The organism is Rhodococcus sp. 21391, assembly GCF_016772255.1.
GTDB lineage: Bacteria > Actinomycetota > Actinomycetes > Mycobacteriales > Mycobacteriaceae > Rhodococcus_F > Rhodococcus_F opacus.
In genome coordinates, this window is the sequence record NZ_CP063781.1 from 7,343,926 (window position 1) to 7,368,038 (window position 24,113).

General features: G+C 63.2%; 18 protein-coding genes and 2 pseudogenes. 18 read left to right on the plus strand and 2 right to left on the minus strand.

The window, feature by feature from the left end; all coding sequences use genetic code 11:
* Positions 1–3 precede the first annotated feature (3 nt).
* The 14 genes and pseudogenes from pgi (at position 4) to GO592_RS34170 (ending at position 16,197) form a co-directional block, all read left to right on the plus strand.
* A pseudogene (gene pgi / locus GO592_RS34105) lies at positions 4–1,650 on the plus strand (glucose-6-phosphate isomerase).
* Positions 1,651–2,010: 360 nt separating this feature from the next.
* Positions 2,011–2,466, plus strand: coding sequence for a hypothetical protein (locus GO592_RS34110; RefSeq protein WP_005561314.1), 456 nt, complete (start codon positions 2,011–2,013; stop codon positions 2,464–2,466).
* Positions 2,467–2,473: 7 nt separating this feature from the next.
* Positions 2,474–2,998: a pyridoxamine 5'-phosphate oxidase family protein gene (locus GO592_RS34115; protein WP_172651876.1), complete on the plus strand. Its 525-nt coding sequence runs from the start codon at positions 2,474–2,476 to the stop codon at positions 2,996–2,998.
* 145 nt (positions 2,999–3,143) lie between these two features.
* Positions 3,144–3,956, plus strand: a complete 813-nt coding sequence (locus GO592_RS34120) for a glutamine amidotransferase (RefSeq protein ID WP_172651875.1) — start codon at positions 3,144–3,146, stop codon at positions 3,954–3,956.
* Positions 3,957–3,963: 7 nt separating this feature from the next.
* The gene (locus tag GO592_RS34125) at positions 3,964–4,995 is read left to right on the plus strand and encodes a LacI family DNA-binding transcriptional regulator (protein WP_231137733.1); all 1,032 of its coding nucleotides are present in this window, start codon (positions 3,964–3,966) and stop codon (positions 4,993–4,995) included.
* Complete coding sequence (locus GO592_RS34130; protein ID WP_172651874.1) at positions 4,992–5,942, plus strand: PfkB family carbohydrate kinase; 951 nt, start codon at positions 4,992–4,994, stop codon at positions 5,940–5,942. Before GO592_RS34125 ends, GO592_RS34130 begins: the two co-directional genes overlap by 4 nt.
* Before the next feature lie 75 nt (positions 5,943–6,017).
* On the plus strand, positions 6,018–6,407 hold the full coding sequence (locus GO592_RS34135) for a nuclear transport factor 2 family protein (protein ID WP_172651873.1): 390 nt from the start codon (positions 6,018–6,020) through the stop codon (positions 6,405–6,407).
* An 827-nt stretch (positions 6,408–7,234) separates the two neighbouring features.
* Complete coding sequence (locus GO592_RS34140; RefSeq protein ID WP_172651872.1) at positions 7,235–8,692, plus strand: nicotinate phosphoribosyltransferase; 1,458 nt, start codon at positions 7,235–7,237, stop codon at positions 8,690–8,692.
* Between the two features lie 97 nt (positions 8,693–8,789).
* On the plus strand, positions 8,790–9,410 hold the full coding sequence (locus GO592_RS34145; protein ID WP_144288602.1) for an HAD family hydrolase: 621 nt from the start codon (positions 8,790–8,792) through the stop codon (positions 9,408–9,410).
* Positions 9,411–9,561: 151 nt separating this feature from the next.
* Positions 9,562–10,539 carry a ribose-phosphate diphosphokinase gene (locus GO592_RS34150; RefSeq protein WP_005264261.1) on the plus strand — a complete coding sequence of 326 codons (978 nt, stop codon included), beginning with the start codon at positions 9,562–9,564 and terminating at the stop codon, positions 10,537–10,539.
* A 76-nt stretch (positions 10,540–10,615) separates the two neighbouring features.
* The gene (gene cofH, locus GO592_RS34155) at positions 10,616–13,075 is read left to right on the plus strand and encodes a 5-amino-6-(D-ribitylamino)uracil--L-tyrosine 4-hydroxyphenyl transferase CofH (protein ID WP_007297322.1); all 2,460 of its coding nucleotides are present in this window, start codon (positions 10,616–10,618) and stop codon (positions 13,073–13,075) included.
* Positions 13,072–13,878, plus strand: a complete 807-nt coding sequence (gene pgl / locus GO592_RS34160; RefSeq protein WP_202715071.1) for a 6-phosphogluconolactonase — start codon at positions 13,072–13,074, stop codon at positions 13,876–13,878. Before cofH ends, pgl begins: the two co-directional genes overlap by 4 nt.
* Before the next feature lie 42 nt (positions 13,879–13,920).
* Positions 13,921–14,694, plus strand: coding sequence for a 2-phospho-L-lactate guanylyltransferase (gene cofC, locus GO592_RS34165; RefSeq protein ID WP_202715072.1), 774 nt, complete (start codon positions 13,921–13,923; stop codon positions 14,692–14,694).
* Between the two features lie 131 nt (positions 14,695–14,825).
* Positions 14,826–16,197, plus strand: a pseudogene (locus tag GO592_RS34170) (coenzyme F420-0:L-glutamate ligase).
* 67 nt (positions 16,198–16,264) lie between these two features.
* Here the strand turns inward: GO592_RS34170 and GO592_RS34175 are convergent.
* Positions 16,265–17,221 carry a nucleoside hydrolase gene (locus tag GO592_RS34175; protein ID WP_237737176.1) on the minus strand — a complete coding sequence of 319 codons (957 nt, stop codon included), beginning with the start codon at positions 17,219–17,221 and terminating at the stop codon, positions 16,265–16,267.
* Positions 17,222–18,047: 826 nt separating this feature from the next.
* Between GO592_RS34175 and GO592_RS34180 the strand changes: the two genes are divergently transcribed.
* On the plus strand, positions 18,048–18,332 hold the full coding sequence (locus tag GO592_RS34180; protein ID WP_005256185.1) for a YciI family protein: 285 nt from the start codon (positions 18,048–18,050) through the stop codon (positions 18,330–18,332).
* A gap of 397 nt (positions 18,333–18,729) precedes the next feature.
* On the opposite strand, the gene GO592_RS34185 is transcribed toward GO592_RS34180, so the two are convergent.
* Positions 18,730–18,975, minus strand: a complete 246-nt coding sequence (locus GO592_RS34185) for a hypothetical protein (protein WP_007297071.1) — start codon at positions 18,973–18,975, stop codon at positions 18,730–18,732.
* A gap of 903 nt (positions 18,976–19,878) precedes the next feature.
* On the opposite strand from GO592_RS34185, the gene GO592_RS34190 reads away from it, so the two are divergent.
* From GO592_RS34190 to GO592_RS34200, 3 genes are all read left to right on the plus strand, one after another.
* Complete coding sequence (locus GO592_RS34190) at positions 19,879–21,351, plus strand: aldehyde dehydrogenase family protein (protein WP_039951096.1); 1,473 nt, start codon at positions 19,879–19,881, stop codon at positions 21,349–21,351.
* 103 nt (positions 21,352–21,454) lie between these two features.
* Complete coding sequence (locus tag GO592_RS34195; protein WP_007297069.1) at positions 21,455–23,071, plus strand: flavin-containing monooxygenase; 1,617 nt, start codon at positions 21,455–21,457, stop codon at positions 23,069–23,071.
* Positions 23,072–23,122: 51 nt separating this feature from the next.
* A complete protein-coding gene (locus GO592_RS34200) occupies positions 23,123–24,022 on the plus strand; it encodes an alpha/beta hydrolase (protein ID WP_237720394.1) in 900 nt (299 codons plus the stop codon).
* Positions 24,023–24,113 lie beyond the last annotated feature (91 nt).

Sequence of the window (24,113 nt, forward strand, 5' to 3'; positions counted from 1 at the left end):
GCGATGATGGAATTCCTTCACACCCCGGTCGATCAGCGGCCGCAGTGGGCCGCGCTCGCGAAACACCGAGCACGCCTCGACGGAGTATCGCTTCGCCGACTCTTCACCGAGAATTCCGGTCGCGCTGCCGAGTTCACTCTCGGTGTCGACGGACTGCTATTGGATTACTCGAAGAACCTCGTCGACGCCGAGGTGATCGGCGAGTTGGTCGACCTCGCCTACGCCGCCGGTGTGGACCGGCGGATCGAGGCGATGTTCGCGGGGGAACGAATCAATTCGACCGAAGATCGCGCCGTGGCACACGTGGCTTTGCGCGCCGCACGCGGTGCGCGAATGGTGATCGACGGACATGACGTCGTCCCGGGGGTGCATCAGGTACTCGACGACATGGCGGCCTTCGCGACCCGGATCCGGTCGGGAGCGTGGCTGGGATACACGGGGAAGGCCATCAAGAACGTGGTGAACATCGGGATCGGCGGGTCGGATCTCGGTCCCGTGATGGCCGCCGAGGCGCTGTCGGCCTACTCGGATCCGGAACTGAACGTCCGTTTCGTCTCCAATATCGACGGCTCGGACATCGTGTAGGCGGTCCGGGATCTCGACCAGAGCGAAACCCTGTATGTCGTCGTGTCCAAGACGTTCACGACTGTCGAGACACTGACCAATGCGCGCACCGCGCGCCGGTTCCTGGTGGACGCGCTCGGCAACGAGGATGCGGTCTGCAGACACTTCGTCGCCGTGTCCACCAACGCGGAACAGGTGCGTCGCTTCGGGATCGATACCGAGAACATGTTCGGCTTCTGGGATTGGGTCGGCGGTAGGTACTCCGTCGAGTCGGCGGTCGGACTGTCGTTGATGATCGCGATCGGGCCGGAGAACTTCGCCTCGATGACCGACGGCTTCCGTGCGATGGACACTCATTTCCGCGAGGCGCCGTTCGCCCGCAACATGCCGGTGCTCCTCGCACTGATCGGACTCTGGTACAACAATTTTCACGATGCTCAGACTCATGCCGTCCTGCCGTACAGCAAGTACCTCGCACGCTTTCCGGCGTACTTGCAGCAGCTGGACATGGAGAGCAACGGCAAATCGGTGGACACCGAGGGACGGCCCGTCCGGGTCCGTACCGGCCCGGTCGTGTGGGGCGAACCCGGTACGAACGGGCAGCATGCCTTTTATCAGCTGCTGCACCAGGGCACCCATCTCGTCCCCTGCGACTTCATCGGCTTTCTTCGTCCCGTCGACGGTCCTGACGAACACCATGATCTGTTGATGGCGAACTTCTTCGCTCAGACCGAGGCGCTCGCCTTCGGCCGCAGCGCGGAGGAAGTGGCGGCTGCCGGGGTGCGGGCCCACCTCGTCGCGCACCGAAGTTTCGCGGGGGACAGACCGACGAACACGCTGCTGGCGGGCAGGCTGGACCCGTTCGTGCTAGGTCAGCTGGTGGCTTTGTACGAGCACAAGGTGTTCACCCAGGGGGTTCTGTGGGGGATCAACTCGTTCGATCAATGGGGCGTGGAGCTGGGCAAAGTGCTCGCCCACCGCATCGTCGACGAGCTCTCTCAGGACGAGCCGCCCGCGCTCGGTCACGATGAATCGACCAACTCCCTGGTCTCGCTGTACCGGAAGGCCGCGGCCCGGCGGGTGTAGTCACGGACCGGTGGAGACCAACACGTTGCCGCCGTGTGCTGAGGGAACAGGGCTGTCCACGGTGCGGTATGTGCAGGTCCCGGGCCTGGGGACGGCGTCCGCGACAGGCACGCGAGAATCCTCCAGAACACTTGACGCTCCATAACCGCTCTTGTAGATTAGAAACGAATCCAGTCGGCATTACAACAGGTGGGATGCCAGATTAGATCTCAAAAGTGGAAACGTTTCACACCGGCTAGCAATCCCGGTGGTCGTCGCGGGACTCACCCGAAGATCCAGCACGAGCCAACTGCGCTCAGTCTGCCTGGCCACCATTGTGGATGCTCTCGGAAACCGACTCGAAATGAAGGGAAGACCCGGATGGCCGACTTCGATCCGTCAGCGCCGAACGCGCGACGTTACCCGCGGGTGATCACCGAAGGCGAGATCAGCAGCATGCCGCGCCTACAGTTCAACACCGGCATCGACACCGCGATCTTCCTGTCACGGGAGCGCGACGACGCACGCTACTTCCGCCAGGGCTACTGCTACCAGGAGCCCGACCACGCCCCCTACAACTGGGAGCAGCCCAACTTCGACGAGACGCACTACTGCCTCGAGGGGCACATCAAGCTGCGGGTCAAGGATGCGAACGACCGAGAGGTCGTGCTCGAAGCCGGTCCGGGAGAGCACATCTACCTGCCGGCCGGATACACCTACACCCTCGAGAACACCGGTGTGCGGACCGTCTTCTTCTGGACCAGCGGACCGTCTCCCCGCGTGGGACTCGTCGAGGTGCCGGATTACCACAAGACCCTCCAAGAACTGAGGAAGTGAGAGAGCAATGGCCGTGACCGCAAGCCAGACCGCCCCTCTGCGGGGCGACAAGAGGTGGGGTTACCTCGACAGGGCCAAGAGCATCCGTGTGGCGAGCGTGAATGCCGACGGGAGCATCTACCTGACTCCCCTGTGGTTCGTCGTCGACGAAAAGAGGATCTTCCTCCCGATCGACGCCGGTAGCCGCCACGGTGCGAACTCCCAGGACGGCCGGAAGATCGCCGCGCTGGTCGATTCGGGCGACGAGTACGCCACCGTCAGCGGTGTACGCATCCTGGGAACGCTGGTCGAAGCCACCGACGAGGTTCTCGTGAAGAAGCTCCAGGACAAGGTGTTCGAGAAGTACTTCGGCACGGGTCACCCCTACGCCGAGCAGTACTTCGAGTTCGGCGAATTCGCCGACCGCCGCTACCTGGAATTGGTGCCGGACAAGATGATCGGCTGGGATTCACGCGAGACGACGATGCCGCAGGTTCCGGAAGCTCGCGTGCTGCCGGACTTTGTAGGAGACCGGCCGCTCCCCAAGAGCTGACCGATCCATTCATCGCCGCAGATCACGGCGGACCGGCATCTCCTCGTTCACTGACGGGCACGCCGGTCCGCCCGCTCCCGACAACGACGACCGCGGGCGACGGCTCGAGTTGCACACACACATTCTTTTGAAATTTGGAGTAGGTATGACTTCGACTAAGGACGGCGCCACCCGGGTGCTCGTGGTCGGCGAATCGTGGATCAAGCACACGGTGCACATCAAGGGCTTCGACGAATTCCGCACAGTCGAGTACGAGGAAGGCGGCGGCGTCTTCCTGGACTCGCTGAAGGCTTCCGGGCTCGACGTGACGTACATGCGCGCCCACGAGATCTCGGGGCGGTTCCCGAAGACACTGGAAGAGTTGCAGCAGTTCGACGTCGTGGTCCTCAGCGACATCGGAGCGAACTCCTTCCTGCTGGCCGACGAGACGTTCCTGCGATCCGAACGCAGCGTCAACCGGTTGTCGCTGCTGGCGGACTTCACCGAAGCCGGCGGAGGCCTGATCATGGTGGGCGGCTACATGTCGTTCACCGGGATCGACGGCAAGGCCCGCTACGGGATGAGCCCGCTGGCACCGGTCCTTCCGGTCACCATGCTCGACTACGACGACCGCATCGAAGTTCCCGAAGGCCTCGACGCCACGTTCGACGAGCCGAACCACGAGATCCTCGGCGGGACCCCCGCGGAATGGCCGATGCTTCTCGGCTACAACCGGGTCATCGCCAAGTCCGACGCGACGGTTGTCGCGCGCTTCGGCGAGGACCCGCTGCTGGTCGTCGGTACCGCCGGCGTCGGCCGCACGGTGGCCTTCGCGTCCGATCTGGCGCCCCATTGGGCGCCGCCGGAATTCGTGCAGTGGCAGCATTATCAGGCGCTGTGGACGTCGATCGTGAACTGGGCTGCGGGCCTCGACACGAGCCTTCCGTCGCCGGTGCACGCAATCGCTGCGGTAGATTGAGAATTTTATGAGCAATGGTCAGCCCCCGACGATGAAAGATGTGGCCCGGCACGCGGGCGTATCCGTGAGCACGGTCAGCTATGTCTTGAACGACAGCGGACCGGTTGCGCCCGCACGTCGAGCCCGCGTGCTCGATGCTGTGCGGGTCCTCAACTACGCACCCAACGAGGCTGCGCGGGGGTTGAAGAGACGTTCGGCGCCCACGATCGGACTCGTGGTCCCCGAACTGTCGAACCAGTTCTTCGCGCTCCTCGCGGAGGGCGTCGAACAGGCGGCAGCTGCTCGTGGAGTGCTCGTCGTGTTGTGTGCCCCCGAAGCCATCGACGGAGGAGAGTCGCTCAATGGGCGGCTGCTGCGAAGTCAGAGGCTGAACGGGATCATCTACCTGTCGGGGGCGTCGACGTCACCGACGTCGCTTCTCGAACTCACGCGGCTCGGTCCGATCGTTTTGGTGGACGAGCAGGTCCCCGGATTCGACCTGCCGGCCATCGTGTCGGACAACCGCCGCGGTGCCCGGGAAGTTGCTCAACATGTGCTCGAAGCAGGCCATCGCAAGATCGCCGTCATCGGCGGTCCCGAGGGTCTGTGGACGGCCCAACAGCGACTCGCCGGTTATCGGGAAGCGTTGGCAGCCGCCGGAATCGAACCCGATACGGTTCCGGTCTTCGGTGGTAGCTACCGGCAGGAGTCGGGTACGGAACTTGCGGCGAAGGCATTGTCCGGGCCGTCGTCGGAGCGCCCGACAGCGTTGTTGTGCGCGAACGACCTGATGGCCATCGGCGTGCTCGAATACTGCCGATCCGAGGGCATCCAGGTGCCCGAAGAACTCAGCGTCGTCGGATTCGACGACTTACCGCTGGTCTCGCTCCTCACGCCGAGATTGACCACAGTCCGCCAACCGGCTCGGGACATGGGTGTGCGAGCCGCGAACCTGCTGTTCGAACTCATCGACGACAAGGTCGACGTTCCCGCTCCCGAGCCGTTCCCGACCCTGCTACAGATAAGAGATTCCGTGGCTACACCCTTAGGCAGTTCATGAGTACGCCGCTGGACGTGGGTACCACCCGGGGGCGAGTGTTCGTCGTCGGAGCGATCAACGTCGACCTGGTCGTCGCCGCTGAGAGACTGCCCGGTCCGGGCGAGACCGTCGTGGGAACCCGCGTCGAACGGTACGGCGGCGGCAAAGGCGCCAACGCCGCGGTGGCGGCCGCGCGGGCAGGTGCGGAAGTGCATCTCGTCGGAGCGGTAGGCGCGGACGCCAACGGCACCGAAGCGCTGGACGAACTCACCGCCGAGGGCATCTGGGTGGACGGTGTCACCGTCCTCGAGGACGAAGCCACCGGGGTCGCGTTGATCGTCGTCGACCCGGGCGCCGAGAACCAGATCGCCGTCGGCGCGGGTGCCAATGCCGCACTGAGTGCCGAACACGTGACGCGCGCCCTCGCTTCCCACCTGAGACCGTCGGATTCGGTGCTGGTCAGCACGGAGATACCCGATGCCGCGGTGGAGGCTGCGGTGGTCGCTGCCGCCTCGGCGGGTGCACGCTGTGTCCTGAATCCGGCCCCTCCCATTCCCGGTGTTGCCGATCTCCTCGGGTACGGGCCGATCCTGACGCCCAACGCGGGTGAGTGTCTCGAACTCGCCAAGATGCTGGGTGACGACCACACCCATGCCCGCGAGGCCGCCGCCGCGATCATGGCACGCACCGGAGCGCCGGTCGTCGTCACCCTGGGAGGTGACGGTGCCCTGGTACTCACGCCCGACGGGAACGTCGACCACGTTCGGCCACGGCCGGCCGTGGCCCGCGACACCACCGGCGCAGGCGATACCTTCAATGGCGTTCTGATCACCCGGCTGGCAGCGGGAGACGAACTCGACGACGCGGTCCGAGCCGCTAATGTTGCTGCCGCGCTGTCTGTTGCACACGTCGGGGCCCGCGCCGGGATGCCTCGCGCCACGGACATCGAGGTCGGCAGCCGGGCGTAACCACCCGTCGAGGCCCCTGTGCGGCGAGCATCAGCGCGGCCGGAGGCTTCCCGAACCGGAACATATGGAGCAACCATGACTATTGACGACCGTGCAGCGTTGATCGACCAGTTCGTCTACGCCTGGAACATCAAGGATGTCGACGCATTGATGAACCTGATGACCGACGATTGCATCTTCCACTCTTCGGTCGGCCCCGATCCGGGAGTCCGGTTCGAAGGTCATGCCGATGTTCGTCGCGGATTCGAGATGTACCTTCTACCAAGCGGTTTAGCGACTGAAACCGTGATGGAGAAGCCGCTTGTGAGTATGAATTTTGCTGTAACCCGGTGGACTACCTTCCAGAGGCACGAGGACGGTGCCGTTCTGGAAACACGTGCGTGCGACGTGTTCGAGTTCGAATGCGACCGCATCAGGCGTAAGGACACCTACCGCAAGATTTCCACTCCCGTTACTGCTTCCTAGAAGTTGCAACGCAGAGGAAATAACTGAATGTTGTGGGGTGGGGTTGCGGTCGGATCCGCAACGGAATCGCTCTGACGCCCCTGACAAGTGTCGGAGCGCGGACCTGCCCGGAGTTGGGGTAGATTGGGCGACCGTCCCGCAATGTGCGGGAGAACCGCATGGTCGCTTCGTCGAGTCGGCCCCGACCGGTCGCCTCGCCGTGCCGGCGCTCGGCCACGGCGCCCTCGACTCCGGCTGCGAGAATACGGCCATTCACTCGTGTGGATGGCCGTATTCGTCTGTGCAGGTGCATGTTGCATCGCCGCTGCAGGACGGTCACCCGGCCGATCGGTAGCGCCTTCGCGAGTAGCTCAGGCCTCCGCGACCCGAGTAGAACCCTTTCTAGTTTCTGGTAGTTCTACCGGACCCACGGGTTCTTCGGCGTCCGTACGCGGAGCGCGGACGTGAGATGCGGCCAACTGGTCGTTTACAAAGGATTGTCCAGGCCAGTAGCTACGCGACCCGGTTTCTCGAGCAGGGGCGCGAGCTGATAATTGATCTCCGCGAACCTCTTGACTGCGAGACTATAAACGTTAATAGTAAGTGTGATGCAGCGCACTGAGAGAGCGAATCCGCTGTATGTCGCCTGCAGGACGAGCGTCGGCTCGCTAGATGTAATGGGCCGAAACATCTTGATAACCAACGTCATACAGTATCGGGTACTGGGTCGAACGCAGCACCTCGAAGGCGAAGGTTCGGGCCGCATTCGCGGCAACTCTCCTGGGCTTGGAAAATTCAGACAGCAGAGAAGTAGCAACGATCACACCACGAGAAAAGGCGAGATTGCGATGGCATTGGGCCGGAGTTACGACAACATCATCATCAACACCGACAGTTACAAGCATTGTCACTACCCGTTGTATCCGGCGGGGACGGAGTATGTGTCCAGTTACGTCGAGTCGCGGGGTGGGGAGTTCCCGGTGACGATGTTCGTGGGGTTGCAGGCCTTCCTTCGGGAGTATCTGCTGCATCCGATCACGCTCGAGGACATCGATCAGGCGGAGAGCATTACCCGTGAGCAGGGGATGCACTTCAATCGGGAGAATTGGCTGGGGATCCTCAACGATCACGGTGGGTTCTTGCCGGTGGAGATCGAGGCGGTGCCCGAGGGCCTGGTGATGCCGACCCGCAACGTGCTGGTGCAGATCATCAACACCGACCCGAAGTACTTCTGGGTGACGAGCTTCTTCGAGACCGCCTTGCTGCGTGGGGTGTGGTACCCGACCACGGTGGGCACCATCAGCTGGCTGGCCAAGCAGGTCATCAAGGAGGCGTTGGCCCGGACCTCCGATCACCCGGAAATTCTGCGGCACTGTCTGCACGACTACGGCGCCCGCGGGGTGAGCTCGCAGCAGTCGGCCGCGCTCGGTGGGTTGGCGCACCTGGTCAACTTCAACCAGAGTGACACCGTGCCAGGGATTCTCGCGGCGAAGGAGTACTACAACGCGGTGTCGCCGGCGAATTCCGGCCCGAACTCCGAGCACGCCGGTTTCTGCGCGTGGGAGCGCGAGAACGAGGCCGCGGCGATGCGGAACATGCTCGAGGTGCACGCACCGAGCGGGGTGGTGTTGCTGCTGACCGACACCTACGACCACGAGAATGCGGTCAAGAACATCATCGGCCGCGAGCTCGCCGAGGTTGTTCGGAACTTTCCCGGACTGGTCGGGGTGCGCCCGGACTCGGGTGACGTGGTGCAGGTGACCGCGGAGACGACCGAGTGGTTGATGGACAGCTTCGGGTACACCACCAACAGCAAGGGTTTCAAGGTGCTGCCCGACTATGTGCGGGTGGTGCAGGGGGACGGGGTCAATCGTGACAGTCTCCCGCGGGTGTACGCCGAGCTCGAACGCCGCGGTTTCTCGGCGGAGAACGCGATCTTCGGTATGGGGGGCGGGCTGTTGCAGCACTGCAACCGGGACACGATGAACTTCGGGCAGAAGGCCAGTGCGGTGTGTGTCAACGGTGAGTGGCGGGGCATCGCGAAGGCGCCGACCGGTGATGCGATGAAGGCGTCCAAGCGTGGCCGCCTCGGGTTGCGACTGTCGCAGGGTGAGTATCAGACGGTGCCGCGGGAGTCGATCTCGCCGGAGGAGAACATCCTGCAGCCGGTGTTCCGTAACGGCAAGTTGCTGCGGAAGTGGGATTTCTCCGAGCTGATCGAGCGCAGTGAGCGGGAGGTGCCGGAGAGCTATTACGCCGACGCCATCGCACCCCTGCACAACGACGCTGAACTCGCACTCTCCTGAGAGCCGCCGGCGACCGGGCGCAACCTTCACACGCCCTGGCCGCCGGCCCCCGCGCAGGCTTGTAACTCGTTCCACACACAGTTAGGTTCACAGCACGATGACTAAGCTGCACGTCTTCGACATGGACGGCACCCTTCTGCAGTCCACTGCTTCGATCGAGATCTCTAGAGCGGTCGGAGAACTCGCTGCGGGCGAGCTGATCGAGCAATCCTGGTTCAAGGGCGAGATCAGCGATGTGCGTTTCTGGGAACTCTGCCTTCCGCTGTGGGAAGGGCTCAGCGAGGCGGACATCGATGACGCGTTCGCCGCCTCCCCGTGGATCGGCGGCGTGGTCGAAGTCTTCGCCGATATCCGCAACCGTGGCGAATACAGCACCGTCATCTCTCAGTCACCCCAGTTCTTCGTGGAACGTCTGACCGGGTGGGGTGCTGATTCGGCGTTCGGCGCGCAGGTGGCCTTGAGGAGCGAGGTTGGCCCGGAGAGTCTCCTCAGCGCCGAGGACAAGGTCTCGATCGTCAGCAAGCTACTCGCGGAGTATGGGCTCGCCGAAGGGGACTGCGTCGCTTACGGCGACTCCACGTCCGACATCCCGCTGTTCGGAAAGCTTCCGAACACGGTGGCCGTCAATGCGAGCCCCCGGGTCCGTGAGCTTGCGACGATCGAGTACGAGGGGTCCGATCTCCGCGGTGCATACGTCCTCGGCCGAGGACTGCTCTGACCGGCGTCGCCGCATGTCGAAACAGGCACATCAGTACTAGCTTCCACCAATACGACAGTGAGGTCCTTGAACGGTGGCCGCCTTGAGAAGCATCCCGACAAGTAGTGGTGCGGACAGCGCTACGTCCGTGGGTACTGCAACGAGCATGCCGATGAGTTACGGCAAGCGGTTGAAACTGTTTTCCGGTCGGGCCAACCCCGACATCGCGAAAGCGATCGGTGCCGAGCTGGGCGTGGGGCTGAGTCCGGTTGTGCTGAAGACTTTCTCGAACGGGGAGGTGTACTGCCGGTTCGAGGAGTCGATCCGCGACGCCGACGTCTTCATCGTTCAGCCGACATGTACCAATGCTGATACCGGGGTCACCACCAATGACGCACTGATGGAGCTGATGGTGATGATCGACGCCGCAGTGGCTGCCAGTGCACACCGCGTCATCGCCGTCACGCCGTGGTACGGGTACTCGCGGCAGGACAAGCAGAGCGCCCCGCGTGAGCCGATTTCCGCGCGTATGGTCGCCCGGATGCTCGAATCGGCGGGAGCAGACCGACTCCTGGCGATGGATCTGCATGCCGGACAGCTCCAGGGCATGTTCAAGATCCCGGTGGACCACATGACGGCAATGAGGTTACTCGCTCAGTATTTCATCGATCTCGAGATGGAGGACCTCGTGGTGGTGGCACCCGACGCCGGCCGGGTGAAGCTGAACAAAAGTTTCGCCAAGTGCGTCGGCGCCGATCTCGCGATTCTCGACAAGGAACGCCCGAGACATCAGGTCGCCGAGATAGGTCATGTGATCGGAGATGTTCGGGGCAAGACCGCGATCATCGTCGACGACATGATCGATACCGCCGGCACGCTCCGTGCTGCGGGGGAGATGGTGATGAGGGCAGGAGCGTCGAGGGTGTTCGCCGCAGCAACCCACCCGGTGTTCAGCGGCCAGGCCTACGACAACCTCGCCGCATCGCCGTTCGAAGAGATCGTCGTGACCGACACGATCGCACTGTCGCCCCAGGCACCGGCCAACGTGCGAGTGCTGTCCTGCGCCGGCGTCCTCGCGGACTCGATCAGCCAGGTCTTCCGAGGCGGATCCGTCAGCGAAGTGTTCGGCAGTGAGTACCAGTTGTTCTGATCGATAGAAGTGGGAGCCACCGAGCCGCGCTCGAGGGGTTCTCATCACACGGTAGAAGCGTAGAGAGCATCCCACCATGAGTCTCGATATCGGTACGAAGTCAACAATCCATCAGCTCGGCAGCGCGACCTTACCGTCGGTCGATGACGCGACCGTCCTCACCCTTCCTCTTCCGGAGTTGATGGAACGGGCAGCCGCACTACGCGATGCACTCTTCGGCACGAGGGTGACGTACTCGCCGAAGGTCTTCATCCCGTTGACCACACTGTGCCGCGACGGGTGTGGCTACTGCACCTTCTCCCGCTCACCCGCGCGCGCGGAGGCGCCGTACCTCACGCCCGATCAGGTTCTCGCGACTGCGATGCGGGGGGCACAGGCGGGCTGTCACGAGGCGCTGTTCACGCTGGGGGAACAGCCCGAAGACCGATACGACGTCGCGGCCCAATGGCTGGCCGATCACGGCTATAGCTCCACCGTCGAGTACTTGGCCGCAATGTGCCGGCTCGTGACCGCGGAGACGGGATTGCTGGCGCACTCCAACGCCGGAGCCCTCGCACCGGATGCTCTGTCGCTGCTGCGGACGGTCAGCCCCGGCCAGGGCATGATGATCGAGTCGTTGAACCCGACGCTGATGGCCCACCGCGGTGCGCCCGACAAGACACCGGAACGACGGCTGGCCACGCTGGAAGCCGCGGGCGAACTCGCGATTCCCTTCACGACCGGGATCCTCGTCGGCATCGGAGAGTCCCCGCAGGACCGTGTCACGGCGCTGCGCGCCATCGCCGACCTGCACAGACGTTACGGGCATGTCCAAGAAGTGATCGTGCAGAACTTCATGCCCAAACCGGACACCGTGATGCGCAACGAACCCGCCTGCCCGCAGGACGAGTTCCTCCGCACGATCGCGATGGCCCGGTTGATCCTGCCGCCGGATGTGCACCTGCAGGCACCCCCCAACCTGTCGGAAGACTTCGGTCCGCTGCTCGATGCGGGGATCGACGACTTCGGTGGTGTGTCCCCGGTGACGGTCGACCACGTCAACCCGGAACGGCCGTGGCCCGCGCTCGACCGGCTCCGCGAGGTGACCGAACGCCACGGCAAATTCCTCGCACCCCGCCTCACCGTGTACCCCGAGTTCGCGCGCCGCCCCGAACAATGGATCGACCCCGGTCTGCGCTTTGCGATCATGGACCGGTCGGACGCCGAGTCGCTCGGCCGCGACGACCCGGGCGCGATGTTCCCCGAGAGCCACGCCGACGCGAAGAACGTCGGCACCGGGGCGGAAGTCGTCCAGATCGGTCGGCGCTCGACAGTGTGGAGCTCCGGGTCGGAGTTCGCGCCCACCGATCTGGTGCCGAGCCGCAGGCGAGGGTTCGGCGGCCCCGTCCGTGGCGTCCTCGACGGTATCGCCTCGGGGCAGGAACCGGGAGTGGACGAGATCGTCACCCTGTTCGGAGCTCGTGGGGGAGAGGTCGCCGAGGTCGCCGAGTTCGCTGATCACCTCCGCTTCAGGGCGGTTGGTGACGACGTGACATTCGTGCGGAACCGAAACATCAACTACACCAATGTCTGCACCTTCAAGTGCACCTTTTGTGGGTTCTCCAAGGGACCGTTGTCGCTGAACCTGCGCGGCAAGCCGTACCTGCTGACCCTTGAGGAAGTCGCCGGCCGTGTCCGGGAGGCGTGGGATCTCGGGTGTACCGAGGTCTGCCTGCAGGGCGGCATCCATCCGTCCTTCGACGGTGACTACTACATCGACGTCTGCCGCGCGGCGAAGGAAGCAGCGCCCGACATCCACGTGCACGGCTTCACGGCCCTCGAGGTCACCGAAGGGGCCAAGCGGCTCGGGGAGCCGCTCGAGAAGTACTTACAGCGATTGGTCGAGGCAGGACTGAAGTCGCTACCGGGCACCGCCGCGGAAATCCTCGACGACGACGTCCGGGCGATCCTCTGCCCGGACAAGATCGACACCGAGGAGTGGCTCGAATGTCACCGCGTCGCCCACTCGATGGGCCTGACGTCGAACGTGACGATGATGTTCGGAACCGTCGAGGAGCCCGTGCACTGGGCGCGCCACTTCCTCCGCACCCGAGAACTCCAGCGTGAGACCGGAGGGTTCACCGAGTTCGTCGGTCTTCCGTTCGTACACATGGCGGCTCCGATCTACCTCAAGCGAGGTGCGCGCCGCGGTCCGACCTGGCGAGAAGTAGTGCTGGTCCACGCGATTGCGCGAATCGTCTACGACGGCCTGATCGACAACGTGCAGGCGTCGTGGGTCAAGCTCGGACTCGACGGCGTTCGTCAACTGCTCCAAGCCGGAGTGAACGACGTCGGCGGGACGTTGATGGACGAGAACATCAGCCGCGCCGCCGGCGCCGCCCACGGCCAGCAACTCGACGAGAGAGACCTGGACGCGGTGGTGCAGGGAATCGGCCGACGCCTGCGACGGCGCACGACCAACTACCTGACGCCTCCCACCCACCAGCTCGATCTGCACGGTGCGCCGACACACTCACCAGAGGTGATCCTCAGATGACAACAACAAGAACCACTTCCGCTCCCTCGAAGCCGATCCCCTATATCTACGACGACAGCGAACAGCTCGCCGGTGACGTCGCGTCGAGGTTGCTTTCGAACCTTGCCCAGGCGCAGAAAGAGCGCGCCTACGCGTCGCTGGTGCTCACCGGAGGACGAACCGGGACAGCGGTGCTCGAGAGACTACGCACCGCCCCGAATCGCGACATCGTCAACTGGCATCGAGTGAACTTCTTCTGGGGCGACGAGCGCTTCGTGGCCCGACACCACCCCGACCGTAACGAGAAGCAGGCGCGCGAGGCCCTACTGGACCACCTGCCCGTGGACCCGAGCCGTGTGCACGTCATGGCGCCCTGCGACGGCGGCTTCGGCAATGACGCCACCGCAGTGGCAAACGCCTACCAGGCGCTACTCTGCGCGTACGGTCGCCTGGACAGGACGCCTCTGTTCGACATCTGCCTCCTCGGGATGGGCGAGGAAGGTCACGTCGCCTCGATCTTCCCGGACTCACCGGCAGTGCTGGAGAAGCAGCGTGAAGTGGTGGCGGTGTACAACTGCCCGAAGCCGCCGAGCACCCGGATTTCGCTGACCCTGTCGGCGATCACGCGCTCCCGCGAAGTGTGGCTGATGACGACCGGCGACGCCAAGGCGTCTGCAGTCGCGACGCTGATGGAGGAGGGGGTGACGCCCCAACTGTTACCAGCAGCGGGGGCGCTGGGTTCGCACGCGACCCGGGTGTTCCTGGACGCGGCCGCAGCGAGCCTGCTGTCCAACTGCGCAGACCTCCGCGCCTCGGCGCGATAACTGACGATGTGAAAAGACCCACTCGAGAATCCGAGTCTTGTAATGACGAATCCGCATCGCATCGACCTGATAATTCCGGTCAAGTCACTCAACGAGGCGAAAACACGACTCCGCGGCGCGGCTGACGGCGGTACCGGAAAGATGAACGCGCACAAGAGGCTGGTCCTGGCGATCGTGCTCGACACGGTTTGCGCTGCGCTGCGGGCACAAGCGGTCGACTCTGTGCTCGTCGTCACGCCGGACCCGGTCGTGGCTCGCAGCGTCGAACGGCTCGGTGCACGCGTACTGGGAAACGAGCCAGCCGGCGGACTGAACGCGGCATTGAACCACGGCGCGGCCCGGTTGGAGCGGGAACGCCCGGGCCGAGTGGTAGGGGCGTTGCCCGCGGATCTTCCGGCGCTTCGGCATCGCGAATTGTCCGCATTCATCTCGGCTACCGATGGCAGGCGTGCGTTCTGCGCCGACCGGGATGGAAAGGGCACAACGTTGCTGCTCTCGGCGGCGGGCGAAGGACTGTTCCCAGCCTTCGGAATCGGTTCGGCGCTCGCCCACCAGGCGTCGGGAGCCATAGCTCTCGAGGGTGAATGGCCTTCGCTGAGGTCAGACGTGGACACCGCCTCCGACCTGCGCACGGTCCGGGGGTTGGGATTCGGCGCCCGCATGGCTGCTCTGGGGTCGGCGTCCGAGTTCGCGTTCTGGGACAAACACGAGGCTGCAATGATCGACTTTGCTCGCCGCTGGCAGCCCTTCGGTGGCGGAACCTCAGATGACATATTCAGTACCTTCGGCGTGCCTCCGCGACCGTACTTCACGTAATTGACCGCACTGTTGTCGTCGAGCGTGACTCCTGAGCTCGCGGAGAGCCAGCGGGTAAAACTATTGCGACAGGCGAAGTCGCGACTTGTAGAAGAGGATGAGAATATCCGAACTCCGCGATTGCAGAACCGATGAAGTCGGCCCCTCAGACTTCGGGCGCCTTGGACGCCCCCGACCACGGCTCCGTCAGTGGACTCCAGGTATTTCCAGTGACAGGTCTGCCGGAGTTCCGGCCGGGAGACGACGTTACCGAGCAGATCGCTCACCAGGCGCCTTGGTTGACGACGACATCGTCGTGATTACGAGCAAGATCGTGTCCAAGGCAGAGGGATGAATCGTCGATGCGCCGACAGGAGCTGAGGATCGTGAGGCGTTCCGGGCGCTTCTGGTCGAGCAGGAAGCCGTTCGTATCGTTGCCCCCAAGGGGTCCACCGTCATCACCGAGAACCGTCTGGGGATCGTGCAGGCCGCTTCGGGAATCGATGGCTCCAAAGTCTTCTCGCACGAATTGGCACTACTACCCGACAACCCCGATGAGAGCGCGCAGTCGATTCGGTCAGGGTTGCAGCATCTGCTCGGTGTCAGCGTGGCGGTGATCATCACGGACACGATGGGCCGCGCGTGGCGACGGGGACAAACCGACGCGGCGATCGGCAGCGCGGGCATCGCGGTTCTCCACGGCTACGCCGGCACCAGGGACGCGCAGGGCAACGTGCTGGAGGTAACCGAGGTGGCAGTGGCCGACGAACTCGCGGCCACCGCCGATCTGGTGAAAGGCAAGGTGGCGGGAATCCCCGTCGCTGTTATTCGGGGACTGAAATCATCCGACGACGGGTCAGGTGCAACCGATCTGCTGCGTTCCGGCCACGAGGACTTGTTCTGGCTCGGCACCGCTGAGGCGCTGGCACAGGGCCGCCGTGAGGCTCAGTTGCTGCGGCATTCGGTTCGCGCGTTCAGCGGCAGGCCGGTTCACCCAGAGCTGATCACGCAGGCGGTCGCCGAATCCCTGACGGCACCAGCCCCGCACCACACACATCCCGTGCGATTTGTATGGCTGCGGTCGCATGAGGTGCGCGCGAGACTCCTCGCCGCGATGCGCGAGCAGTGGCGGATCGATCTGACCGCCGACGGCTTGTCCCCGGAGCGGGTGGAGCGGCGAATCGCCCGTGGCAGCATTTTGTTCGACGCTCCGGAAGTCATCGTCCCGTTCTGTGTACCGGACGGTGCCCACGACTACCCGGACGCCCACCGCCGGTGCGCTGAGTCGACGATGTTCACCGTGGCCGTCGGCGCGGCGGTGCAAGGACTCCTGGTTTCTCTCGCCGCAAGGGGAGTGGGCAGTTGTTGGATCGGATCCACCATCTTTGCGCCGGAGATCGTTCGCACGGAATTGGGTCTGCCGTCGAACTGGAAGCCGCTCGGCGCGGTGGCGATCGGCTACCCCACCCGACCTGGCATGTCCGTCCGCCCGCAGATGTGGCGGGGGCGCTCGTAGAATTGTGAGCTCGCACGAACGTCTGCCCACCGGCGGCCCTTTGCAGTGTCCGTAACGCGCCGTCGCTCGGCCTCTTCAGGCCGGTGCCACAGCGAGACCGGCGACGCGGGCGAGCACGAGGGCACGGAATCGGTCGACATCCAGATCGACCGCCAGACGTGTACCCGGCGTGGCACTCCCTACGGCCGTGGTGAGAGAGCCCGACAGCGTGCACACCGTCTGTCCGCGACCGACACCGACACCGGTCTCGACTTCGACTGTCGCGGTCTGCAATCGAACGATCGCAGGGTCGACGATCGTTGCGATCACCAAGGCGTCGTGCATGGGCCAGCCGTCCGCCTGAATGTCGCCGTAGCCTCGGATCATCGTTGCGAGGAGTGACCCGGTATGTGACCGCGCCTCGAGTATTGCGAGGGCTGTCTCGTCCAGGGTCGAACGTCGCGTGACATCGAGTCCCAGCAGCCAGGTTTCGAGGTGCGAACACGCGAAGACACGTTGCGCTGCCTCGGGGTCGGACCAGATGTTGAATTCCGCAACCGGCGTGATATTGCCCCGGCCGGTGCTCCCTCCCATGATCACCAGCTTGTCGATCCGGTCGATCAACTCGGGGTGCATGGCGACGAGCAGGGCGATGTTGGTCAACGGACCGATCGCCGCGATCGTCACGGACCGCGATGCGGCCTCACGGAGCACCGACGCGAGGAGTCCGACGGCGTGTTCCTCGGACAACGATCGGGTCGGCGCAGGAAGTTCGACGCCGCCCAGCCCGTTCTCGCCGTGCGGTGACGGCTGGTTGTGCATCCCGATGCGGACGAGCGCGCGTGTTGCGCCTGCCGCGACCGGAACGTCTTCCCTCCCGAGTGCGCGCAGCAGCCGCAGCGCGTTGTCGGTCGCTTCCTCGACCGGAGCGTTTCCCGCGACCGTGGTGACGGCAAGCAGATCGACCTCTGGGCTCGTCACCGCCAGCGCCAGCGCCAGCGCATCGTCGATTCCTGGATCTGTATCGATGATCAATCGCACAGGCGCAGCCACTGTCGGTTCTCCTCAGGCTTCTCAGGGTCGGCAGAATGCGACCTGCATAGAAACGATACAAGATAGTCCGGCGCTCTGCCGAAAAATTTGAATCGTCACCTATGCACAAGATCCAAATGCCGTTTCTCTCGAAGTTACGCATCATACTGCGCGTAACATAAACGTTTCCATAAGGAGAGGCGCCGCAAAGTATCCGGGAAGCTCAGATTGCTGGAGCCGGAATGCGATCGGTCCGGTCGCCGCGCAGATGGGATTCGTGATCTTTCAAGACGTGCTGACAAAATCTTGTGGGGTCCGGCTGCGGGAGTTGTCTTGTGTCGAGATCCCAGGTCTGCCGGGGAACTGGCTTGCTCACAGCTGGGCCGTATTCCCCTACTACCGAGCGACACAGTCTGCTCACCGCCGGCCGGTGCCAAGGTGGTCGAGTCGCAGCCAACAGGGCTGACGGCACCTTGCCTCACTTCGTAGGGAACCACACCGTGACTACCCCACATGCCTTCCCCTTTGGAGCCCACTGCCATCCATCCGTCCGGCGAGGTCCTCGATGACCTGCGCGCCTGCCTCACGCTGACCCGTCCGCCGCTGGGCGGGGGGAATGGGGACTGGTCTTACGGCGTCCCGGCCAGCTATCTCCGTGGGCTGGGTGACTTCGGCAGGTCTCTCGAAGAGTCATGCGATGGCCGCCTTCATTGGTTTACGACACGCTGGTCGGATCCAGTGTTGCGAAATAGGACACGAGTCACCTCATCCGTACTTCTAACCTTCCCAGGTGCGCAAACCGTGTGCATGTTCGGAACCGTTTCTTTCCCCCGCTCGAGGAGTGACCATGGCTTTGTTCGCTGTGATCTGGTCGTATACCACCGATGCCTCTGTCAAAGAGGCTGCGCATGCCGAACACCTGATTTTCGTCAAGGATGCCGCTGCCCGAGGCATCCTGCAGGAGGCCGGCGCCTGGGCCGACGGCGCCGGAGCCCTACTGGTATTCCAAGCGGCCAGCGAAGACGCTTTGCGTTCCTTGCTTGCGGAGGATCCTTACGTCAAGCAGGGTGTCGTCGTAGAGCAGCGCATTTACCAATGGAATCCAGTCATAGGCCCTCTCGTCGGCATCTAACGACAATGCGGCCCGCTCAGTCCCTGGTGGCTCGTTGTCGAGGTATCTTCACGGTTTTCCTTCGGTAAGTACTTGGTTGGCGGTGTTGGTCTAGACGCGGCGCACAGCGGGTGTTCCATCCGTTGACGAAGGCCCGGATCTTGGTGTTCAGCTCCGCGACGGAGCCGCAAAGTCCGCGGTGGATGGCCTGCCGTTCTTATTCCGAACCAACACCTCCACAAGCCTCATCCATGAGGCCAGGGCGGGGGTGAGATGCCACGAATACGGGGATTTTCGGCCGGCCACGCCCGGAGTTCGGACTTCTCGTAGGTGGCGGGGGGTGAGATGCCACGAATACGGGGATTTTCGGCCGGCCACGCCCGGAGTTCGGACTTCTCGTGGGTGGCGTAGTTGTCCGTCACCAGATGCAGCTCTCGCTCCGGCCGGGCGCCGGCGATGTGTTTGAGGAAGACGAGGAAACCTGACGGTGATGTCGCGGGCTGCGCAGCTCGGTGACCGTGCCGGTGGTGATGTCCGGGGCGGAGAACAGGGTGAAGGTGCGGTGTCGGGCGTAGTCGTGAGTGTGCTTCCCGCCCGAGCCGATCCGCATCGACAGCGTCGGTGGGGTCCGATCCAGGGCCTGAATCTGCGATATGTGGTCCACACAAGCACGATTGCGTTCAACCGCGAACAGTGAGTTTCAAGCCGCGGCTGTAAAGTTACCTCTATATCTATGACGGTTAATCTCTCTGCCACAGCACAGTTCGCCGTGGGTCTGTGCGGCGAACAATGCTGTGGCTCAACCTACGCTCCCGACTTGTGCTGTAGCTCCAGCGAAGGTGACCGCTGCCAACCCGCACCCTTCCCGCTTGGCAAACGACGTCGGAACTGCGGTGACGGGCATGCCTGCTTGCGAAGTCCAGGTTTCGAAGTCTTTGCGGTCAAGGCAGAATGGCGCGCGCGTCCCCAAGAATATGTTACGCGAGGTTGTAAGGGGAGCGCGAGTATGCCGCCCACCACCTCGATCCCGCTAGGTTTTGTCATGCATTTTCCCGCTCGGCACAAGCCCGAAAGTTCTTATATAAGTAAACAATTCCCCTATTGTGTTTTCAGGGTTTGGGTGTCATGCTTGCCCTGCGAGGTGTTCCAGGTCACTTTGGGTAGTCGTTTCTGAAGCGGGTTGCAAGGTGGCCGGGGCGTCGGACGGCCCGCTGGCCATCGCCATCGCAGCGATTCGATTCCCTACGCCGCAGTAGATTTGCGAACAGGGAGCGGATGTCGTGAAGGTCGAGTGGCTGGGTGGGCGATGTCAGTCCGGGGTGCCGGCCGAAAGCGTCAGGCAGCAGCGAGTCCGATGCCTGCGAGTCTTCAAAACGCGCTGAGTGCAGGACTTTTGAGGACCAGAGAGCGAATTTTCCCAATTCCTCTCGACTACAGAACTGCCGAGAAAGTTTTTCGTACTGGCACGCCTGCCGCACAGCGCGGACGACTGATCAGGCAAATCAACTCCGCGCCGGGTGGTGAACTTCCAAACCAATTCTGCGCCTACACAGATCGGGGAACAAAGATGTCCATAAACGTGGACCACCCAGTATTGTCGTCGTCGATCGCCGACGGGAGAACGTTGTATATCGCAGGTCGATGGAGTGCTGCCACCGACACTTTCGAGCGGGTAGATCCCTCCGATCTCCGCCGCGTGACGGGAATCTACGCTTCGGCGACTCCCGGCAATGTCGAGAGTGCGTATGCGGCCGCCGCCGGTGCTCAACCAGCGTGGTCCGAGACGACAGCGATTCAGCGGTCGGACTTTCTTCGTTCTGCCGCTGACCTTTTGGAAAGCCGCGTTCACGAAGCTGCGCTGACGATCACCGCAGACATGGGGAAGGCGATCCGCGACGCACGCGCCGAGGTCCTGCGAAGTGTCGCCATTCTCCGCTACTACGCCGGTGAGATCCTGCAGCCCAGTGGAGAGACATACCCCAGTGCTGATTCACACACGATGCTGATGACGGTGGAGGAGCCGCTCGGCGTCGTTTGTGCAATCACACCGTGGAACTTCCCCTTCGCGCTTCCGGCATGGAAAATCGCGGCGGCAATAGGTTTCGGGAACGCAGTTGTATGGAAGCCCGCCGAACCGGCCTGCGGATCCGCAGTGTTCCTGACGCGGATCCTCGCAGAAGCCGGGTTGCCCGCGGGTGTCCTCAATCTGGTGACAGGCAGCGGTAGAACGCTTTCGGCGGCACTCACCGGGAACGCGCGACTCGCAGCCTTGACATTCACCGGTTCGGGTGCAGTCGGGTCGCGACTACGTCAGGCCGTCGCCGATCGCAACGTCAAGGTCCAGCTCGAGCTGGGCGGCAAGAACCCGTCCATTGTTCTCGCCGACGCCGATGTCGAGGATGCAGCGCTACAGATCGTGAAGAGCGCGATGCTCCACACCGGACAACGCTGCACAGCGACGAGCCGGGTCTACGTCGACCGCACCGTCGCTCCCAGACTACGAGAACTGCTGGTGAAGCACGCTGACGCGCTCGTCGTCGGTGATCCGTACAACGAAGCCACCGACATCGGGCCCCTTGCCTCGGTGGAGCAACGTGACACGGTGGCCGGATACCTGCGACTCGCTCGTGACGAGAACGCCGAATTCCTTACGGGAAGGGAGTTCGATTCCGACACTTGCTATATCGCACCAACAGTCCTGGCCGGAGTGTCGGAGGCGAGCAGGCTCGTCAGGGACGAGATCTTCGGGCCAGTCGTGACCGTGCAGGAGGTCGATGGATTCGACGGTGCGCTGAAGGCCGCAAACGACACGGACTACGGCCTGTCCTCTGGAGTGTTCACCAGAGACATCGCGACGGCGATGACCTTCATCCGGCGCTCACAATCGGGGTTGGTGCACGTCAATCGCGAGACGAGCAGTGTCGAGCCACATGTGCCGTTCGGTGGCCTCAAAGGCTCGAGCAGCATGAGCAGAGAACAGGGCAAGGCCGCACGTACTTTCTTCACAACCACCAAGACTGCGTATGTCCGCTGGACCTAGAAGCTGCACCGGACGAGTTTTCGCATTCAGCGGCTCACAGTCTGCGACACAGAGCGCAATCGACAAACCCCCAAGTAGCCCTCGGCATCAAGAGGAGACCAACATGAGCACTGCCGCTCCAGCCGTGACCGAAGTACTCGACGTTCTCGTTGTAGGAGCCGGATTCGCCGGGCTGTACCAGCTCGAAAATCTGCGGAGTCGAGGCTATTCGGTGAAAGTAGTCGAGGCGGGTGAGGGTCTGGGCGGAATCTGGCACTGGAACCGCTACCCGGGTGCCCGAGTGGACAGCGAAGGTCCCATCTACCAGTTCACGCGCCCCGACCTATGGGATGAATTCGCGTTCTCCGAGCTCTACCCCGGAGGTGACGAACTGCGCCGCTACTTCAAGTACGTCGACGCGAAGCTCGATCTGAGCAAGGACATCTACTACAACACTCGGGTCGCTTCCGCCGAGTTCGACGATACGGCGAACACCTGGACTGTGACCGCGGAGAACGGAAGCACTTTCGTCTGCAAGTACTTCGTTCTGTGCACCGGATTCGCGGCAAAGCCGATCTTCCCGAAGCTCCCGGGAATGGACAGCTTCGCAGGGATCAACCACCACACCGGTCTGTGGCCTGAAGGCGGAATCGATTTCGCAGGAAAGCGAATCGCCATCATCGGTACCGGCGCCAGCGGTGTGCAGGTCGCTCAGGAGGCGTCGAAGGAAGCCGCACAGCTGACCATCTTCCAGCGCACCCCCGTTCAGGCGCTCCCGATGCGACAGCGCCAGCTCACCGACGAGGACAACGCGAAGATCAAGTCCGATCTGGCGGACAGATTCAGTCGTCGTGCGGCGTCATTCTCCGGCTTCGACTTCGACTTCATACCCAAGTCAGCCCTCGAGGTGAGCGACGAGGAGCGATCCACCACTTATGAGCGACTGTGGGAGTACGGTTTCGAGTTCTGGCTCGGAACGTACCAAGACGTCTTCGTCGACGATGACGCAAACGACACGGCCTACGAGTTCTGGCGTGACCGGACGCGTGCCCGGATCAAGGACCCGGTCATCGCCGAGAAGCTGGCGCCGATGACGAAGGCCTACCCCTTCGGCGTGAAGCGCCCCTCGCTGGAGCAGACGTACTACGACATCTTCAACCAGGACAACGTGCGTCTCGTCGATCTGCACGAGGACCCGATCGAGACGATCACGCCCACCGGACTGAAGACCACATCGGAAGAGCACGAGTTCGACATCATCGTCTATGCAACGGGCTTCGATGCCGTCACCGGTGGCCTGACCGCCATGGACATTCGCGGCACCGACGGTACGTTGCTCCGGGAAAAGTGGTCGAACGGTGTGCGGGCAAACCTCGGGGTCGCAACGGCAGGATTCCCCAACCTGCTGTTCCTCTACGGACCACTGAGCCCGTCGGGCTTCTGCAACGGGCCAAGCTGCGCCGAGATCCAAGGTGACCTCATCGTCGACACCATCGACTACATGCGGGACAACGTTTTGAACCGTATCGAGTCCGAGGCGGACGCGGATGCTGCCTGGTCCGATCACGTCGCCGAGCTGACGACCGAGGCGCTCTACGACAAAGCCGACTCCTGGTACATGGGTGCCAACGTCCCGGGTAAGCCGCGGCAGTTGCTGAACTACCCCGGTGGTCTTCCCCTCTACCTGGCCAAGTGGGACGAGATCGTGTGTGCGGGATACAAGGGCTTCACGCTTTCCTGAGCAGTCAATTTGCCTCCCTCGAGTAGTGATGAAAGTGAGCAACACGTGTCCGTGAGTAAAGAATCCCTGTTCCTCAACGACCTGTACGCTTCGTGGCTTACCCGGTCCGAAGGAATGGACCTCGCCAGTCAGCGAGATATGTTCGAAGAGTGGCATCTTCCGACCATCGAACCCATCGACGTCACCTATGAGGAAGTGACAGCCAACGGTGTGCCGGCAACGTGGGCGAAGCCTTTGGGGGCCGCCGAGGACCGCGTGATCGTCTTCACCCACGGTGGCGGGTTCGTGACAGGTTCACGGTTCTCACACCGCAAGCTCGCGGCACACCTCGCCAAACTGGCGGGTGTTCACGCCCTGATCGTGGACTATCGGCTCGCGCCGGAGCACAAGCACCCGGCCCAACTCGAAGACTGCATGGCCGTCCACAAGTGGCTCCGCACGCAAGGTTACAAGGCGGAGTACACGGCGACTGTCGGCGACTCGGCGGGTGCCAACCTCGCGATCTCGACAGCGTTCGAACTCGCGAGCTCGGAACTTCCCACTCCTGCTGCCGTCGTCACGCTTTCGCCGTGGCTGGATATGGAGATCAAGGGGTTGACGGTCGAATCGAACGACGCGGTCGACGTATTGGCCAAGCGGGCGGTTCTGGAAATGATGCGGGAGATGTTTCTCTCAGAACCCGCAGATGCAACGGACCCGCGGGCGAACCCACTGCTCAACGACTACACCGATTTCCCTCCGGTGTACGTATCGGTCGGAGGCTATGAGACGCTGCTGGACGACTCACGTCGGTTGGCCGAATTGATCGAGAAGATGAGTGGCGAGGTCGTGCTCGACGTGGTCGATGAGCAACAGCATGTATTTCACTTCAACGCGGGGCGGGCGCCCGAGGCGGATCAAGCGTTGAGCCGGATTGCCCAGTGGCTGCGACCCAAGTTGGGCCTTGCCTGAACTCCGCCTGCGCTGTATGCGTATGAACGCGAAGGTTCTCGGCGGCAAGAGGTGAAGGTGTTCGTCGGCGGCGGTCTACACGGGTCTGTAC